The 15,730-nt window shown below is 44.4% G+C and carries 16 protein-coding genes; 2 read left to right on the forward strand and 14 right to left on the reverse strand.

Annotated elements, in window-relative coordinates; all coding sequences use genetic code 11:
- Positions 1 to 112 precede the first annotated feature (112 nt).
- The 3 genes from MKY98_RS16815 to MKY98_RS16825 all read right to left on the reverse strand — a co-directional run bounded on the left by MKY98_RS16815 (position 113) and on the right by MKY98_RS16825 (position 2,243).
- A complete protein-coding gene (locus tag MKY98_RS16815; RefSeq protein WP_013311106.1) occupies positions 113 to 502 on the reverse strand; it encodes a DUF3397 domain-containing protein in 390 nt (129 codons plus the stop codon).
- A 4-nt stretch (positions 503 to 506) separates the two neighbouring features.
- On the reverse strand, positions 507 to 1,466 hold the full coding sequence (locus MKY98_RS16820; protein WP_069010277.1) for a ketopantoate reductase family protein: 960 nt from the start codon (positions 1,464 to 1,466) through the stop codon (positions 507 to 509).
- A 126-nt stretch (positions 1,467 to 1,592) separates the two neighbouring features.
- Positions 1,593 to 2,243, reverse strand: a complete 651-nt coding sequence (locus MKY98_RS16825; protein WP_029517765.1) for an RsfA family transcriptional regulator — start codon at positions 2,241 to 2,243, stop codon at positions 1,593 to 1,595.
- Positions 2,244 to 2,540: 297 nt separating this feature from the next.
- Here MKY98_RS16825 and MKY98_RS16830 point away from each other — a divergent pair, with 297 nt between their 5' ends.
- Positions 2,541 to 3,626: a coiled-coil domain-containing protein gene (locus MKY98_RS16830; protein WP_029517766.1), complete on the forward strand. Its 1,086-nt coding sequence runs from the start codon at positions 2,541 to 2,543 to the stop codon at positions 3,624 to 3,626.
- Positions 3,627 to 3,724: 98 nt separating this feature from the next.
- On the opposite strand, the gene MKY98_RS16835 is transcribed toward MKY98_RS16830, so the two are convergent.
- The 5 genes from MKY98_RS16835 to MKY98_RS16855 all read right to left on the reverse strand — a co-directional run bounded on the left by MKY98_RS16835 (position 3,725) and on the right by MKY98_RS16855 (position 9,924).
- The gene (locus tag MKY98_RS16835; protein WP_029517767.1) at positions 3,725 to 5,056 is read right to left on the reverse strand and encodes a PhoH family protein; all 1,332 of its coding nucleotides are present in this window, start codon (positions 5,054 to 5,056) and stop codon (positions 3,725 to 3,727) included.
- 302 nt (positions 5,057 to 5,358) lie between these two features.
- Entirely contained in the window at positions 5,359 to 6,420 is a 1,062-nt protein-coding gene (locus MKY98_RS16840) for an LCP family protein (protein ID WP_029517768.1), read from the reverse strand.
- A gap of 125 nt (positions 6,421 to 6,545) precedes the next feature.
- Positions 6,546 to 8,387 (reverse strand): translational GTPase TypA, encoded by a 1,842-nt coding sequence (gene typA / locus MKY98_RS16845; RefSeq protein WP_029517769.1) that lies wholly within the window; start codon positions 8,385 to 8,387, stop codon positions 6,546 to 6,548.
- A gap of 291 nt (positions 8,388 to 8,678) precedes the next feature.
- A complete protein-coding gene (locus MKY98_RS16850) occupies positions 8,679 to 9,170 on the reverse strand; it encodes a hypothetical protein (protein ID WP_069010275.1) in 492 nt (163 codons plus the stop codon).
- A gap of 94 nt (positions 9,171 to 9,264) precedes the next feature.
- Entirely contained in the window at positions 9,265 to 9,924 is a 660-nt protein-coding gene (locus MKY98_RS16855; protein ID WP_029517771.1) for a TerC family protein, read from the reverse strand.
- A 216-nt stretch (positions 9,925 to 10,140) separates the two neighbouring features.
- Between MKY98_RS16855 and MKY98_RS16860 the strand changes: the two genes are divergently transcribed.
- On the forward strand, positions 10,141 to 10,836 hold the full coding sequence (locus tag MKY98_RS16860; RefSeq protein ID WP_069010274.1) for a TerC family protein: 696 nt from the start codon (positions 10,141 to 10,143) through the stop codon (positions 10,834 to 10,836).
- A gap of 73 nt (positions 10,837 to 10,909) precedes the next feature.
- On the opposite strand, the gene thiI is transcribed toward MKY98_RS16860, so the two are convergent.
- The 6 genes from thiI to MKY98_RS16890 form a co-directional block, all read right to left on the reverse strand.
- Positions 10,910 to 12,136 carry a tRNA uracil 4-sulfurtransferase ThiI gene (gene thiI, locus MKY98_RS16865; RefSeq protein ID WP_069010273.1) on the reverse strand — a complete coding sequence of 409 codons (1,227 nt, stop codon included), beginning with the start codon at positions 12,134 to 12,136 and terminating at the stop codon, positions 10,910 to 10,912.
- Position 12,137: 1 nt separating this feature from the next.
- Positions 12,138 to 13,286 (reverse strand): cysteine desulfurase family protein, encoded by a 1,149-nt coding sequence (locus MKY98_RS16870; protein WP_069010272.1) that lies wholly within the window; start codon positions 13,284 to 13,286, stop codon positions 12,138 to 12,140.
- A 157-nt stretch (positions 13,287 to 13,443) separates the two neighbouring features.
- Positions 13,444 to 14,136 (reverse strand): lytic transglycosylase domain-containing protein, encoded by a 693-nt coding sequence (locus MKY98_RS16875; RefSeq protein WP_029517775.1) that lies wholly within the window; start codon positions 14,134 to 14,136, stop codon positions 13,444 to 13,446.
- A 222-nt stretch (positions 14,137 to 14,358) separates the two neighbouring features.
- Positions 14,359 to 14,751 (reverse strand): hypothetical protein, encoded by a 393-nt coding sequence (locus tag MKY98_RS16880; RefSeq protein WP_029517776.1) that lies wholly within the window; start codon positions 14,749 to 14,751, stop codon positions 14,359 to 14,361.
- Positions 14,752 to 14,795: 44 nt separating this feature from the next.
- A complete protein-coding gene (locus MKY98_RS16885) occupies positions 14,796 to 15,023 on the reverse strand; it encodes a DUF1540 domain-containing protein (protein ID WP_029517777.1) in 228 nt (75 codons plus the stop codon).
- A gap of 187 nt (positions 15,024 to 15,210) precedes the next feature.
- Positions 15,211 to 15,717: a YpuI family protein gene (locus MKY98_RS16890; protein ID WP_069010271.1), complete on the reverse strand. Its 507-nt coding sequence runs from the start codon at positions 15,715 to 15,717 to the stop codon at positions 15,211 to 15,213.
- Positions 15,718 to 15,730: the final 13 nt, after the last annotated feature.

Here is a 15,730-nt window from a genome sequence, read left to right on the forward strand (position 1 = left end):
GATTATACAACCAGCGGTCAAAAAAATCTACATTACATTTCTTCAAATTAAGCTTTTTTTTCAAAAAAACATGATTAATTCATATTTTTTCACCATTTCATGTCATGTTATATCACATGATGTTGAATATATTCTTAAATATGCCAACAACAGTCAACAAAATATACGCCAATGTCATTGCTATAAAAGTTAATCTCCAGACCGCTCTACATAATCTTTTACCATCAACCTTCCCTTTTATTCGATTTTGAGCTCCTCCAATTAAACCCAAGGCCAGTAATAGGAGCAGTAGAATCAAATAAAAACCGAATCGAGATGTAAAAATGACGTTAAAGAGTGCTGCGACGGAAAATATCAGAAAAAACGTGGTAATATCCATAGAAGTAAGTAACGATTTCTTTTTTTCCATTTTAAGAATGTAGCGACAAACCGCAAACACGATCAAAAACGGAAAAAAGGGAAGAATACTGAAAGTGATAATAGTACCTTGTATAAGACTCAACTGATCACCCCTCTTTTAGCCGCATACCTTCAATTAATTGCCACAATACCTCATGAGTTGGTGCAGTAACCCCAGCCTGATCTGCCATCTGCACCAGTTGTCCGTTAATTGAAGCAACTTCTGTCATGGACTGTGCAAGTACATCAGCTAGCATGGACGAGTGATTTTCTGCCGTTGACCGGCATACATTTATAATTTGCTCCCACCATGCGTTTTCCCAGTGGATACCATGAGCTTCATACACTTGAATGCCTTCATCGTACAACCTGCGCATCATATGTATTCGAATAGGGTGCGAAAGCAGCTCGCCATTACGAACTCGCCATACCGCCGTCAGCGGATTGATTACAGCATTGATCAACAACTTGCGATACATACCGTTCTCGATTTCTTTCGACAAGCAAGCGTCAAATCCTGCTGCAAGCAGCCGATTTAGCACACATTGGTTAAAATTATTGTTCTTCGACTCCTCCCCTTCCTCCGAACAACCTATTTCAGTAACACCCGATCCTGCATGTACAATAGATGCGACTCCCTGCCTCTTGGCTCCTTCAGTCGTCACAGCAGGGTATACCACAGCTTTAGGCCAAGCCTTTCTAATGCGTTCTATATGACCGATTCCATTCTGCAAGCAAACGATTCCTATATCTCTGTCCATTTGAGCTGCAGGCTGGATCTGTTCTAATACTTCCTCAATCGCCCCCTGTTTGGTCATAAGCATTATCCATCGTGCCGGAGCCTGTGAATTTAACCGTTGCCAATCTGCCAATGGCGCTACCTTCAATTTATCTCCAGACATATGTACTGCCACCTGCCCCTCCTTATCAAACACAGTAATTCCTTCATGAGTAATGACGCGTGCTTGTTCAAGTGTACGTGTCCACAGCCTTACTTTCGTACCTGAAGCAGACAACCTCCCCGCAAACAACAATCCTAGCGAACCCGCTCCAATAATATCAATCACCTTTGTATCGTCTCGCTTCCATCTTTTTTTCTACTATATCATATGCACTCTAAAGAAATACAAAAAACGCCAACTACGGCAAAGCGCTAGTTGACGTTTTATTTCAGAATTGCAGAAGTAATCTTGTTACTCAATGCGCTCCAGATTCCCATTGGCATCCATTTTGAATCTGGATTTAAGCTCTTCCTCATCTTCAGTAATTAGAGCCAAGCGCCGAGCCCGGTCCATAATCTGAATCAGAGCTTTATAATCATCATTCACAACACGATAGTCGGTTTGCACCTCATTCACTTCTTTGGACAGCCGGTCATTAATGGAGCGAAGCTGACTCAATTCTTCTTCCTTTTCCCGTAAATCTTTCTCCAGCATCTTAATCTGCCGATTCGTTTCCTGGACGGATCCCTTCCATTGACGCAAGAAACGAATTACTGCATCAATAGATAATGTATCCTCACTCGTACCATCCGTTCTGTACCCACCTTCGACTGTATCAAGCGAGGCAAAAGCCGCAACCTGTGATACACCTACCGGGTTCTGCTTGCGGATATAACTGCGCTTCTGGCGCTGTGCTTTGGCAATGCTAATTGCTTCATCGTAACGTTTGCGCACGCAACTGTTCCAACGAAAGCCGCATGCTGCAGAGGTTCTTCCTATCTTTTGTCCAACCTCCTCAAACGCAGCAAGCTGCGTTCCACCTTCACGGATATGCCGCAATGTCACCTCCGCCAATATCAAGTCATCTTCCACACTCCATGCATCTTGTCTTATTGCAGTCATGCCTCTAGCCCTCCTAACAACATCCTGAAATAACCGTCTTCATGAACCGATCCTGCCGGTATTTGAATAGGGTATAAAAGCTGTTTATTCATTCCTATGCCTCTCGTAGAGTTCATAGAATCTATTTGATACTAAATTGTATTTCCATTTCTGCAAGAACTCATACGTGAACGTAAACAGTTTCGGGTTTCAAGCATGCTCAGACTGCTGTACAATAAAATGAATGGTTAAAGAAACAGAAAGGATCATATACATTACCATGAGTTTTTTTCGGGAATACATAAAAGGGGAAACCAAATGAACAAACGAATAAAAATCACAATCAGCACCCTGCTGAGCACCATTATGTTGCTAACTTTCATATATGTACGTCCTACTCTAGCCGCTCCCTCCCAAGAAGAAAGTCAGATTTTACAAGATAGTCTGTCGATTGTAGAGATAGACCATGAAATTGAGCGAATCAGTCAGGAGCAACAGACTCTTTTGCAGCGCCAGCAGGAACTGCGAAGTAACCTCACCGTTCAGCAAGAGCAAATGACCATACAACGGAAGCGTGCAGGCTCTGTGCTGCGATCTTATTATATGGGGGAAAGGGACAAGCTGTTAAGTGTGGTGCTAGGGGCAAAAAGTATAAGGCAACTTCTCTCTCTGTACGATTACTACTTGTTATTGATTAGTCACGATCAGGATGTGCTTCAAGAATACGAATCCAATTATCAATCTATGCGAAAAACAGAACAACAAGTCATCCAAGCGTCAATGGAATTGGAGACAGTCAAAACAAACTTACTGGCTCAACGCAAACGCATTGTCCTGCTTCAGTCGCGTGTAAATGACGGCGTTAGCGCCAGTAATGACCCGGATACCCTACGCAAGCTAATTGGCGAAATGACAGCTTATTGGGAAAATGTAGGTGTCTACGAGGTAAATAAACACTTTAAAGCATTAGCTCAAGCTATGCAGGATTTACCGCAATTCATTCAACAACAACAAGGTGCCATGGTTACAAATGGAAAAGTCATTACGATAAGCATTCGTGAAGAGGACTTTAACCGTTTTTTAAAGTCAGAAAATGAATTGTTTAATCACTTCAACTTTACATTTGCGCAGGATCAAATTATGGTAGAAGGCCAACAAGGAACGATGAAATTAAGGGTAGAAGGTCACTACACGGTAGAGAATGAACCGAAAAATGCAATTTTATTTCATGTGGATCGATTAGTATTTAATGGTCTGGAACTACCTGATACGACCCGCAACAAGCTGGAAAGGGATTTTGATCTGGGTTTCTACCCACAGCAGCTTATTTCCTATGTCAAAGCCACAGAAGTACGCACTTTAGCAGGAATGCTTGAAGTTAAGCTCGAATTAAACTTTAAATAAGCTTTTGCCCACTTTCATTGTTCTGAACTTTTACGTGTACAAAACAAGAGACCCCGGGATATTCCCGAGGTCTTTATTATTGTAATAACGATAGGACTTTATAGCAAATCAGCTGCCAACTGCGCGAGCTTGGAGCGTTCTCCTTTTTCCAACATAATATGCCCGCTAATCCCTTCTTGCTTAAACCGCTCCACCACATAGGTTAAACCGTTGCTGGCTGCATCCAGATAAGGGTGATCAATCTGCTCCGGGTCTCCCATCAAAATGATCTTGCTTCCCTCACCCACCCGAGACACAATCGTTTTAATCTCATGTCGGGATAAATTCTGCGCCTCATCGACTATAATAAATTGCCCAGGTATCGAACGTCCGCGAATATAAGTAAGTGCCTCCACCTGAATACTGCCCAAGCCCATCAAAATTTTGTCGATATCACCTGATTTTTTGGCATCAAACAGATATTCCAGATTGTCGTAGATTGGTTGCATCCATGGACGAAGCTTTTCATCCTTTTCTCCTGGTAAATAACCAATATCCTTGCCCATAGGAACAACAGGTCGAGCAATCAGCAGTTTCTTGAAGCGATGCTCATCCTCTACTTTAAGCAAACCTGCCGCCAGCGCCAGCAACGTTTTGCCCGTACCCGCTTTTCCTGTAATGGTCACGAGAGGGATATCATCATTAAGCAAAAGCTCCAATGCCATCCTCTGTTGAGCATTGCGCGCGCTGATTCCCCATACTGATTCGTTACTTAAGTACAGCGGCTCTAATCGCTCTGCCTCCTGGTTAACTTTCAGTAATGCTGATTTTCCAGTTCCCATTTCATCTTTCAGAATGACAAATTCATGTGGATACAGTGTATAAGGTAGTTCCAGTGACTTGATTAGTAAAAACCGGTTAGAGTAAAATTCATCTATGATGGACGGGTGCACCTGTATTGCCGAGTATCCGGGGTATAGCTCACTTAAATCGCCTGTTCTATCGGAGAGGTAGTCTTCAGTCAGCAGTCCCAATACATCTGCTTTGATCCTGACCAGCACGTCTTTACTGACCAAAACGACCGAACGCGGCTCAGGCTGCTCCTGCTCTTCCAGATGATAATTCAAGGCGACCGCCAAAATCCGGTTATCGTTCGAAACCTCCCCGAACATCTCCTGAACTTTCAAAAAACTTCGGTGGTTCAACTCAACCTTAAGCCTTCCACCTTGGGGAAGTGGAACGCCACTATGCAGATGGCCCACTTCTCTCAACCCGTCCAACAATCGCGATACATTGCGGGCATTCCGTCCAATCTCATCCGCGTTGCGTTTTTTGGAGTCGATTTCTTCCAGAACTACAGCTGGAATAACAACTTCATGTTCTTTGAAGGTAAAAATGGCTTTCGGATCATGCAGCAGCACATTCGTATCCAGCACAAAAATTTTCTTCATTAAATCCCCTCCAAAGCGGCGTGGACAATCTCGTGTTTCATACCTATACCTATTCACCGGGTACCTAATACTTGCTGATTCCCTGAAAAAAGAACCCCAAAGCAGCATAAAACAACGAAAAGTTGTAAGTGAAGATAGCCTCTGAGCCTGTCCATTTTTGAATTTAGACACAAAAGGCCCAGTGATTGCTCACTGGACCTAGACTTGGTTCACTATAACTTTAGACATACCTCAACCCCCTTATGTTATATAAGAGCTTTACTCGCTGCGAGTATAACATAAGCGGGAAGAAATATACATACTCAGGAATTGGAAGAAGCTGCGGTATTGTCGCTTACTTTTTTAGCTAACTCCTCTTGTAGCGCTTGTTTGGCCAAATCGAGCTGTTGCTCATCAATGTACACATACGGGCTACGCCATGTTCCCGCTACCGGATTGTATTTCACATTTTGCTTGGAAATATTCCAATAGGTTTGTACGATATTCTTCATTTGCTGTGACTCAATATCTGTCATCATATTCTTATCAACCGATTTAATAATTGCACTAAACTTGGTCAAAGCGTTAAAGGATTGCATTTGGTCAATTAGAGAATGAAGCACCTGATTTTGTCGACGATTGCGATCAAAATCGTCAGATTCAGCTGTTCTCGGACGACAATTCGATTTGCGGTAGCGAACAAAATCAAGAGCCTGGTCACCGTTCAAATGCTTGGCTCCAGCTGTCAGATTAATATCGGTACCATCTGCACGGTCACGATAACACATGTTTTTATCAACCGTCACATCTACGCCACCCAAATTATCTACTACATCTCTAAAGCCCTGGAAGTTAATAACCGTCACATAATCGATATCAATGTTTAAATATTTGCCGATCATCTTCTTCATCTGTTCTTCAGCAACTTCACCAGATTCTTTTTCTCTAGCCTTAAACACCGGATAATACTCATTCAACTTGCGAGGTTTATATCCATCCATTTCTAGACGCGTATCGCGCGGTAGGGACACGATGGTAGACGATTTAGTATTGGGGTTCAATGTAGCTACCATAATAACGTCGGACAAATAAGTCGGATGATCAGGGCGGTAATCGGTTCCTAGCAATAAGATAGTCAAAGGCTTAGTTTCTGCCAATTGTGTTTTGGGTACTTCCTTGTTGATCCCCGTATCCAAAACTTCCTCTACCTGATTGTAAAGATAGTAGGTATAACCACCTGCTGCTAAAATACCTATAATGAGCAGAAACAAGACAAACTTCATAAACGATCTGAAAAAGCTTTTTTTCTTTTTCGTTTTTTTCGGTTTGGCGGATTTTTTCCCAGTTTGTGTCCGGGGAGGCAATCCGTTCGAAAGATTACTCATGCTTCAACACCTTTTCCTGCGTTTTGAGAAATATAGCTTTCTCCAAGTTTACAATCCTAAAACACACACAGCGGCGCATCCCGTTCCCGGGCGTCGCCGCTGTGGCCAAAGACCAATCCAATCAATTACATATTTGCTTGTGCTGTTTTACGTTGCTTCTCTGCACGCTCGCGTTCACCTTTGTTCAAAATCTTTTTACGCAAACGGATGGCATTAGGTGTAATTTCGCAATACTCGTCATCATTCAGGTATTCGAGCGCTTGCTCCAAAGAGAAGATTACAGGTGTTTTCAGTTTAACTGTATCGTCTTTTGTTGCTGAACGAACGTTTGTCAGTTGTTTTTCTTTACAAATGTTAACGACGATGTCGTTATCACGTGTGTGCTCTCCAACGATCATACCCTCATAGATTTCAGTACCTGGCTCTAGGAACAAAATACCGCGATCTTCTACGCCCAGCATACCATAAAATGTAGAGCTGCCGTTTTCTGTTGACACGAGTACACCCTGATGACGTCCACCTACTTGACCGCCAACAAATGGTCCATAGCTGTCAAACGCATGGTTCATTACGCCATAACCACGAGTCAAAGTCAGGAAGTTTGTAGTGTAGCCGATCAGACCACGTGCAGGGATCAGGAATTCCAAGCGAACTTGTCCGGTGCCGTTATTAATCATGTTAACCATTTCGGCTTTACGGGAGCCCAAACTTTCCATAACTGCGCCCATGCTTTCTTCCGGAATATCAATAAGGAGACGTTCGATTGGCTCCATTTTCTTACCATCAATTTCCTTGACAATAACTTCCGGTTTGGACACTTGCAGTTCGTAACCTTCACGACGCATGTTTTCAATCAAGATACCCAGATGCAACTCACCACGTCCGGATACAATAAAGGCGTCCGGGCTATCCGTTTCATCAACACGTAAGCTGACATCCGTTTCGAGTTCTTTCAGAAGACGCTCACGCAATTTACGGGATGTTACCCACTTACCATCGCGACCTGCGAATGGGCTGTTGTTAACCAAGAAGGTCATTTGCAGTGTCGGCTCATCAATCTTCAGTACAGGCAGCGCTTCAGGATGGTTTGGATCAGCAATGGTTTCACCAATGTTGATATCTTTAATTCCCGCAATCGCTACAATGTCACCAGCGCCCGCTTGATCCGTTTCAATACGTTTCAGGCCTTGGAAGCCGAACAGCTTCTCAATACGCGCCGATTTACTACTACCATCACGTTGCATAACTGTGACTGCTTGCCCCTGCTTGATGATACCGCGGTTTACACGACCTACTGCAATTCGGCCAAGGTATTCGTTATAATCCATCAGTGTTACGAGGAATTGAAGAGGCTCATCTACATTCTCAGTTGGAGCCGGAATATGCTCTACAACTGTTTCGTACAATGCTTGCATGTTATCGTCTTGCTTTTCAGCATCCATGCTGGATGTTCCGTTCAGCGCCGAAGCGTACACAACGGGGAATTCCAGTTGCTCATCATTCGCACCCAGCTCGATGAACAGATCCAGTACTTCGTCAATAACTTCTGCCGGACGAGCCGCCGGACGGTCAATTTTGTTCACTACAACGATAGGCGTCAGATTTTGTTCCAGCGCTTTACGCAGTACGAATTTCGTTTGCGGCATGCAACCTTCGTAAGCATCTACGACAAGCAAAACACCGTCAACCATTTTCATAATCCGTTCCACTTCGCCACCAAAGTCGGCGTGTCCTGGTGTATCTACAATGTTAATCAGATAATCTTTGTAAGTGATAGCTGTATTTTTAGCCAAAATCGTAATACCGCGTTCACGCTCCAGATCGTTGGAGTCCATGGCGCGCTCCTGAACAGCCTCGTGTTCTCTAAATGTTCCGGACTGTTGAAGCAGCTTGTCGACAAGCGTCGTTTTTCCGTGGTCGACGTGGGCAATAATCGCAATATTGCGAATGTTTTCTCTAGCATGCATGGTTTGTATCCATATCCTTTCCGTATATCAAAATAGTGTCTCTATCCTGAAGCAGTGCTGATTCAAGGCTAACAATCGTTCTTTAGGCCCACTCCCTGCCAGCCTTCTATATGTTTCAGGCTTTGTACAGACAGCTTCTCTCTCCGATTCGCGTGAAAACCTTAAAATAAGCGTCAGAAATCATTCCGACGCTCTTATCATATCCATTATATTATAGTTGAAATATGTCATAAAGCAAGACATTATTGCCTGTTCCGTAATTTACCGCCATAAAATCTCATTGCTTGTCGTTTACCATTTGCGTTTGCCACGGTTGTTTACGACCAACCAGATTCCAGCGCCGATCAGTAAAACTGCAATAACATATATGATACCCGTTCTTAACAGGGTAATGACCAATAAAAACACCGATACCAAGCCCAATATCACGCCTCCCGTATATACATTACGAGAAAGCGAAATATCATTAAGGGCGTACTCCCATAATCCAACCGCCACACCTAGAAGTAACAAAGGCCATAAATAGGCCATTAAATGCCAGCCCCAAATATTGCAGAGCAAAAATAAGAAGCCATAAACCGATAAAATCCCTGCTGGCAGCAACATAAAGGGTGAAACTTTACGCTTCATGTACATTGCATGCAGTACGATTCCAGGTATTAAAAACAGCAAAGGCCAAAAGTTTCGTCCCAAGAAGGAGAACGTCCCCAGTTTCCCCAACAAAATAATCAGTCCTACGGCAACAATGCCCACTCCGATCATACGCTCTTTTCCGGAATTCATCGTGGTCTCCTTTGTTTGCTGAATTTGTTTTTAGGTCGCTTAATGTGATTGTTTTTAAGTATATTTTAGCCGATGTTTTCCAAAAAAACTACGTTCAAATATGATGAGCACGTAGCTGACGATATATTCCTGCAATCACAACTGCTGAGGCTAAGAGTCCTGGTAACCATGCATGTATAAGCTCTCCCGTACCTGCTAACCATACACCCAATCGGGGATCACGCAGTAGCATTTCTCCTGCCGTAAAAGCCAGGATTGCAGATCCGAGCAAAACAAGTACAGGGAACCGGTGAAGCCAGATCGCAATTACGTTGCTGCCCCAGACAACTATCGGAATGCTAATTGCAATACCAATGACAATAATGGCGATATCCCCATCTGCTAGTGCTGCAATAGCTAATACGTTATCTAGACTCATCACAAAGTCCGCTACCAGAATCACCTGTATAGCCTTCCATATGGTTGTTTCTGCTCTGACTCCTACATGATCCTCACTCTCATAAAGCAGCTTAAACGCAATCCATAACAGAAGTAGACCGCCTGCCGCCTGAATAAAGGGTATGCCCAGCAAAATGACAGCTACAAAAGTCAAAACACAGCGCAGGAGGACTGCACCGACTGCCCCCCACCATATAGCTTGACTCCGCTGCCTTGCAGGCAAATTTTTGCTCGCCATGGCTATAACAACCGCATTATCACCGCTTAACACCAAATTAATCATTAATATTTTCAACAGCAAAATGATATGCTCCATGTGTACAAACACCCCCATCCTACTTGTATGCGAAATAGGACGAGGCTATGCTTATAAGCTTTGTCAAATAAGTCATCATTTATTAAAAAATGATGTCAAATTCGTTGAGTAAAGACCTTGAAATCAATAACAAACAGCCATATAATGAATCGTATTTCTGGAAAACGGGTATTAAAATAAACACATACAACGATTTTAGGATGTTTAATCAGGGAGATGAGAACGATTGATATGTCCGGACTTCAGTTCTTTTGGCTACTGCTTAATGTGATATTTATTGATCTTCTGCTCGCAGGGGATAATGCGATTGTAATTGGACTTGCCGCCAGAAAGCTGCCTCCTGCAACGCAAAAAAAAGCGATACTGTACGGCACCGGTGGTGCCCTGCTTATTCGCATAGCAGCCACCATTGTGGTACTCTGGCTGCTTCAAGTACCGTGGTTGTTACTCATCGGGGGGATTATGTTAGTCTGGATTGCGTATAAGTTGCTCGTAGACCAGGAGGACCATACCGAAGTCAAAGCGGGAACAACATTATGGGGTGCTATCCGCACGATTGTTGTAGCCGATGCGGCTATGGGTCTGGACAATGTGATTGCTGTTGCTGGCGCTGCCCAGCAGCATTTGCTACTTGTAGTGCTGGGCCTGTTAATCAGCGTGCCAATCGTGGTATGGGGAAGCACTCTTTTTATCAAACTGATCAATAAATTCCCCTGGATTATCTATTTGGGATCGGCTGTACTTGGTTATACGGCCTCTAATATGATTACTGAAGAACGTAAGCTGGAACCTTACTTTACCGAGCACCCTGCGCTGCGTATCTTGTTTATTGCTACAGTTATGGCTGGTATTTTGCTCACGGGATATCTTCAAAATCGCAAAGCAATGTCCAGTCGAGAAAAAGCTGTTTAAAATGCTTCAAAAACTGTTTTAACTAAAATCAAAAAAGGCAGACCCCATAATAACAGTGGGTCTGCCTTTTTGTTTAAAACCAATCTTCCTGTATAACTTCCTCATTACGCCCCTCTATAGCTCCGCCTGCCTCCAGGACAAGCGTTTCCGTTGCAGCCACAGCCTGTTCAATCAAGGCATTTAAATCCCGAATAGAGGCTTCAATCTTTTGAACAACCCACAAATTTGGATTGGTCGTTGGGGATTTAGGAACAAACAATGTGCAGCAATCCTCATATGGAAGGATGGATAAATCGTAGGTGCCAATTTGCTTAGCGATTTCCGTGATCTCCTGCTTATCCATCATGACGAGAGGTCGCAGCAATGGTAATTCTGTCGAACGGCCAATCACATTCATGCTGGATAACGTTTGACTAGCAACTTGACCCAGACTGTCACCCGTCACGAGTGCCAGCGCTCCTTCACGCTCAGCCAGCATCGTTGCAATTCGCAGCATAGACCGTCTCATTAGCGTTATAATCAGATTGTCCTGTCCAGTGCGCGTAAAGGCCGTCTGCACCTCTGTAAACGGTACAAGGTGGATTTTGATCCGCCCTGCATAGCCTGCTAATACCCTTGCCAATTCAATGACCTTTTCTTTCGCACGCTCACTTGTAAACGGATAGCTATAAAAATGTACACATTCAATTTCCAGTCCTCTACGCATGGAAGACCATCCTGCTACCGGGCTGTCGATTCCACCAGACAGCAGCAGCATAGCTTTACCGTTCGTTCCTAACGGAAAGCCCCCTACAGCCATAATAACATCGCTGAATATATAGGCCGCCTGCTCTCTGACTTCCACACGCAACTCAATATCTGGTTGATGCACATCGACCCTCAACGCTTGAAACTCTCGCAAAATAGGAGAACCAATTAAATGGTTCATCTCTTGTGAGGAATGAGCAAACTCCTTCCACACTCTGCGGGCATTTACCTTGAAAGTCGTTCCCTCGGCCACATTCAGCTCACGCATCAAGGCTACAGCGGTCTCAATTATAGCACCCAGCTCGACAGGAGCCATTTTGACAGGACTTATTGTCGTGATGCCAAACACTTTTTGTAACACTTGAATGATCTGTTCATAAGGCTCTCCTCCGAGTACCACATAAATCCGTCCAAATTCCTTCCGCAAAGAAGCGCCAGGGAACGGCTTGAGCAGCAGCTTCACGTGATTCAGTACTGCCTTTTCAAAACGAGTTCGATTCTTCCCTTTTAATGTAAATTCACCGAAGCGAAGTAACAGCATATCATAGTGCATTTTAACGTTTCCACCTTTCAAGGGATTCCAGCTTGGCTACAGCCTGTTGCAGTGCAAGTATAAGCTCATCGATATCCTGTTCCGTATGTTCATCACCGAAGCTGATACGAATGCCGCCAGATGCTTCTGCCTCATTGCGGCCCATCGCCTGCAGCACCCGGCTGGGCTCGGCCAACTTCGAAGAACAAGCCGATTTGGTGGATACGGCCACACCTAGTTGCTCCAGCGTATGCAGCAGCACCTCGGCCTTCATACCCGGATATGAAAAGTGGACAATATGCGGTGCTTCCTCCCCGCTGTTTAGCCGCAGTTGAGGGATTGTCTGCACTTCTGCGACCACCCGTTCTCTCCACTCGGTCATACGTCGTGCTGTTTCTGCTTGTCGTTCGCCCGCTAGTCGTACCGCTTTGGACATACCAACAAGCAGTGGCACATTTTCCGTACCTGCACGAAAACCCTGCTCCTGAGAGCCGCCACTATGCAGTGGGAAAATCTCTACACCTTCCCGAACGAATAGTAGTCCAGCACCTTTAGGTCCACGCAGCTTATGCGCAGAGAGGCTGTACAGATCAGCCCGCCAGCCCCGGATATCAACCGGCAGCTTTCCAAACCCCTGTACACCGTCAATATGAAATAGAACACGGGGGAACTGTTTCTTCAGCGCAGCTCCGATATCATGCACCGGTTGCACCCTTCCCGTCTCATTATTGACATGCATAATACTGACTAAAATCGTATCTTTACGGACAGCGGCACAAACCTGTTCGGCGCTCACATGCCCTTCCGCATCGACAGGTAAAAATGTAACCTCAAAGCCCAGATTTGTCAGTTGTCTGCAAGCTTCATACACAGACGGGTGTTCTGTCGATACAGTAACAATATGCTTGCCTCTGGTCTGATACTGCAAAGCTACTCCCTTAATAGCAAGATTGTTGCTTTCCGTTGCCCCAGATGTGAAGACAATCTCTGATGGATACACTCCCAAAGCCGCAGCACATACTTCGCGCGAACGCTTAAGCAACTTATCCGCATCCTCTCCATACCGATGCATCGAAGATGGATTGCCATAGTGGCGTCTCATGATCTCAGCAACGGTTGTAATCACCTCTTCAAAAGGCGGAGTTGTCGCCGCATAATCAAAATATTTCATTAAACTCCCCTTTCTGCCCTACAACTGCTGCAACAAAAAAAGACCAAAACAGGGAAAGGCCGCTACATTATAGCGACACCCTTTCCCCATATTGACCCTGTTCTGCGGACCTAATCTAATTGAAATTACGCACTTTTTTCGTTATAAGCTATAGGGCTTAGATCGTATATTTTTCACGTGCATTTTGAATCTTGTTAATATATCTTTGCGTTTCCAGCGGAAGCTTATCTAGTACAGACATTAACTGTTCATCACTACTTACACCAAGCCGCTGCACCCGTCCGGGACCTGCATTATATGCAGCCAGCGCCATATTTTCTTGTCCGTTAAAACGTTTAATCTGATAAGACAAATAACGAACTCCAGCATCAATATTTTGTCCAGGATCATACGGGTCACTGACTCCCAGACCTTGAGCCGTAGCATCCATAAGTTGCATAAGCCCTTTGGCCCCGGCCGAAGAAGTGACCGACGGATTGAATGAAGATTCCGTATCAATAACTGCTTTAATCAACGCTACTGGAACGCCGTATTTCTGACTAGCCTCGTTAATCATATCATCATATGCCGTAGGTGTTGTAGGCCCGTCTGTTGCTGTGCTGGAAGGAGCGGGATACAATGACGAAGCCGTTCCCCTCGAAGGTCCCAATTGAAGCCAAAGCAAACCATTTTCGTCTCTGGTAACATCACTTGAATTTTCTCGAGTCACAGCACCATCTGTTTCCAACTGACCTACTTGTTCCAGTAATCCGGAAAAAGCGTCCGTTGTCCCCGTCTGGGTTGTAGCACTCATATTATTTAACAGCTGCATGTCTAACATGGACTTGGACACGCGCGGATCAATTTGCATGTGGTGTTCCCAACTTTCTATAGTTGTTATATCCCAAATAGCTTGTCGTTACTGCTATGATACAACTTTTTACTATGTACTTCCATACCTTTTAATGAAAAAAAGCTCCGTTTCTGTCGAAAAGACAGCGGAGCTTTATAGATCAGCTTAAATGTAATTATATCACTAAGATGATTTTTCTCGGATATACAAAAGAAAACTGTACTTTTTCCTCCAGCAAGGTCAGCGAACGAACGGGATAAAAGCAAAATAACTCAATGTCGCCAGCGCCCCAAGACCAATCGACCAAATGCCGGTCGTTTTGCTGCCATTCACATAAGCAAAAAAGCCTAAAACTGCAGCAATAGGCCCCAGTACTATGGACCACATAAACAATGAGGCAATTCCCGCAGCCAGACCAACATAGCCAGAAATACGACCACTATTGTTTATAACTTGCTCTTCACCCTTGACCTCATGTCGAGTCACAACTGAGCCGGGAGCAACCTCTGCTGCATATTCCTCACGATCATTACGGCGCTTGGCAGATCGTTCATGAATGTGACGGGGGTAATCTACACGTTTGCGGCTAACATGCTCTTCATTCTGATGCTTGTCGTTTTCATGATCTTCCATAATAAACTGCACCTCCAAATGCAAAATGAATCGCGTAATAAAATTTACACGGACTTCGGTTTAAAAGTGTGGCAACAGGTTGCGGCTGACGTGTCGGCCTTATCACGTTCTTCTGAACTGAAGCTTTCCCCCGCATATTCTTCTTTAAATTTCTTTCCGGCATGACCATCAACTTCAATCATGATCAAATCTGCCTTGCACAAGTTGTTTTCTCCCCAATAATGACAATTGGCTACGCTACACTTAACGATTGGCTTGGCCTCTTGGCTCATGATCATCACCTCGGATTCATTGTCCCCCCGCTATCCCGCACCTATGCGTTTATGGTATATGGCAGTTGGTGACATACGAAAAAAGCCGCTTCCTTCACCTCCTCCAAAATGGCAGGAAGCAAGTAGAAAACGGCTTGCTTGTCTTGTTTTAGTTTTTGATTAGAAATGATCTTCCCCGTTGAATGCTTTATGCATGAGTACGGCGAGTCTGCATCCGGCGCTGAGTCAAATAGTCACTTTCATAATAAGTCAGATCATCACGCAATTCTTCAAAATTTTTCGTAATGTCCATGATCACTTCGCGAGCGGCTGGCACTGGCGTTTTACGGAAGCGGATAGCATCTTGCCCCGTATACGCATAACGTCCATCCTCTGCGTAAGTTTCATTTTTGGGATAAAAAAAGCTGTTCACGCAGTCATGGTAAACGTTATACAATGCCTTTTCCGCAAAATCGACGTCAAAATTGGCACGGCGTAAAGCCACACCCAACTTTTCATAAGATACTTCGGAAAAAACAAGGACATGACGGAGATCCGACAAAAAGCCTTTGTAAAAGAGCACGGACTCCTCATTGCCATCTGCAGCCAGTTGCGGCAGAGCATGCTCATTGAGGAATGTTTCCACCCGTTTCACGGCAGTTTTCAGTCTCTCCTGCGCCGACTCACATAATTTTTGTACGTTGACTGCTGACATCAAGGCAGCTCCC

Origin of the sequence: Paenibacillus sp. FSL M8-0228 (genome assembly GCF_038007385.1) — a bacterium.
Lineage (GTDB): Bacteria > Bacillota > Bacilli > Paenibacillales > Paenibacillaceae > Paenibacillus > Paenibacillus polymyxa_D.

Bases quoted from the DNA above. Each gene is read 5' to 3' on its own strand.
- MKY98_RS16825 (WP_029517765.1), bottom strand. From the start codon at position 2,243: ATGACTGCAATAAGACAAGATGCATGGAGTGTGGAAGATGACTTGATA.
- MKY98_RS16850 (WP_069010275.1), bottom strand. From the start codon at position 9,170: ATGAATTCCGGAAAAGAGCGTATGATCGGAGTGGGCATTGTTGCCGTA.
- MKY98_RS16835 (WP_029517767.1), bottom strand. From the start codon at position 5,056: ATGAAGAAAATTTTTGTGCTGGATACGAATGTGCTGCTGCATGATCCG.
- MKY98_RS16870 (WP_069010272.1), bottom strand. From the start codon at position 13,286: ATGAAATATTTTGATTATGCGGCGACAACTCCGCCTTTTGAAGAGGTG.
- MKY98_RS16830 (WP_029517766.1), top strand. From the start codon at position 2,541: ATGAACAAACGAATAAAAATCACAATCAGCACCCTGCTGAGCACCATT.
- MKY98_RS16875 (WP_029517775.1), bottom strand. From the start codon at position 14,136: ATGCAAATTGATCCGCGCGTGTCCAAGTCCATGTTAGACATGCAGCTG.
- MKY98_RS16885 (WP_029517777.1), bottom strand. From the start codon at position 15,023: ATGAGCCAAGAGGCCAAGCCAATCGTTAAGTGTAGCGTAGCCAATTGT.
- typA (WP_029517769.1), bottom strand. From the start codon at position 8,387: ATGCATGCTAGAGAAAACATTCGCAATATTGCGATTATTGCCCACGTC.
- MKY98_RS16855 (WP_029517771.1), bottom strand. From the start codon at position 9,924: ATGGAGCATATCATTTTGCTGTTGAAAATATTAATGATTAATTTGGTG.
- MKY98_RS16860 (WP_069010274.1), top strand. From the start codon at position 10,141: ATGAGAACGATTGATATGTCCGGACTTCAGTTCTTTTGGCTACTGCTT.
- thiI (WP_069010273.1), bottom strand. From the start codon at position 12,136: ATGCACTATGATATGCTGTTACTTCGCTTCGGTGAATTTACATTAAAA.
- MKY98_RS16840 (WP_029517768.1), bottom strand. From the start codon at position 6,420: ATGAGTAATCTTTCGAACGGATTGCCTCCCCGGACACAAACTGGGAAA.
- MKY98_RS16880 (WP_029517776.1), bottom strand. From the start codon at position 14,751: ATGGAAGATCATGAAAACGACAAGCATCAGAATGAAGAGCATGTTAGC.
- MKY98_RS16890 (WP_069010271.1), bottom strand. From the start codon at position 15,717: ATGTCAGCAGTCAACGTACAAAAATTATGTGAGTCGGCGCAGGAGAGA.